Genomic DNA, 1,300 nt, shown 5'->3' with positions numbered 1-1,300 from the left:
CTTAAGTTTGATTCTCATTAAATTGATGTAATAATCAGAAAGAACAAAAGAGAGAATTAAGGTTAGTATACACAGTGAAGCTCACGACTTCGTCAACATTGATAATCCTCTCTCTTTTACTACTTAAATCACGTTCAGTTCTTTGAGACCTTAGATCTCGTTTTCAAGTTGTTGTGATACTGGTAGCTAGTTCTTTCATAAACTAATTTGTATGATTAAATATAAAGAAACTTATGGAGTTGACATTAGTAAAGATGTCTTTGATGTACATGGTAGTGAAAGAGGTCACTTCCAGTTTAAGAATGATGAATTGGGCTTCAAGAGATTATTAAAGCATCTACCTATGGGGAGTCTTGTTGTAATGGAAGCTACAGGTTATTATCATTACAGACTGGCACAGTTTCTTTACAAAAATCAAGTACTGGTATCAGTTGTAAATCCTTTATCAATAAAGCGATTTATTCAAATGAGACTAGCAAAAGTAAAAACAGACAAAAGTGATGCAAAGGCTATTTGTGAATATGCTTTACTCAATGAAGTTCCTATTTACAATGCTTTGACAGCTATTCAAAGTGAATGCTTACAACTGTTCAGATTACTGGATGCTTATTTAAAACATCGCACAGCAACCAAAAACAAGATACATGGAGAAGTTGTTTTGGGAGTTCCATCAAAGTTTGTTTATCGTTCATTAATACGTAACAGGAAACAGCTGGATAAAGAAATAGCAGCTATCGAATCAAAGATTTTATCATTGGTAAAAGAGGATCAACAAGAGCAATTGACCTTGCTAACCTCTATCCCGGGAATAGGTCAAAAAACAGCTTTGTTTTTAATAGTTGTGACCGATGGTTTTTCTAAGTTTGAAACTGCAGCACAGCTTTGTAGTTATGTTGGGATAACCCCAACGATAAGAGAGTCAGGTAGCAGCGTTAGAGGTCGGTCACGCATAAGTAAGTTAGGTAATAGAAAGCTTCGTAATCTTCTATTTCTATGCTCTTTTAATACTTGTAAACACAACAAAGCTTGTAAAGGGGTGTATGATCGTATCGTAAACAAAGGAAAGAGTAAGAAGCTAGCACTAATAGCAGTAGCTAACAAGCTGCTTAAACAGTGTTTTGCCATTGCAAAATCTGGCAGGCCATATGATGAAACTTACGTTTCAATATTGCCAAGATAAATTAGAGAATAAATACAATTAAAAAAGCTCGAAGAATCCGATTTTTGAATCTATGGGCCTAGAATACTAGTGTCTCAGATTAAGGAAGAATATGTTTGTTTTTTATCTCAGTTCTTTGTT

1 protein-coding gene is annotated in these 1,300 nt (G+C 34.3%); it reads left to right on the top strand.

Going from position 1 to position 1,300, the window contains the following annotated elements; all coding sequences use genetic code 11:
* The first annotated feature begins 211 nt into the window (after positions 1-211).
* Complete coding sequence (locus ACEXOE_RS23685) at positions 212-1,180, top strand: IS110 family transposase (protein ID WP_394751363.1); 969 nt, start codon at positions 212-214, stop codon at positions 1,178-1,180.
* Positions 1,181-1,300: the final 120 nt, after the last annotated feature.

Source organism: Spongiimicrobium salis, assembly GCF_043678055.1.
Taxonomy (GTDB): domain Bacteria; phylum Bacteroidota; class Bacteroidia; order Flavobacteriales; family Flavobacteriaceae; genus Spongiimicrobium; species Spongiimicrobium salis.
This window is presented reverse-complemented; position numbering and strand designations above follow the sequence as displayed.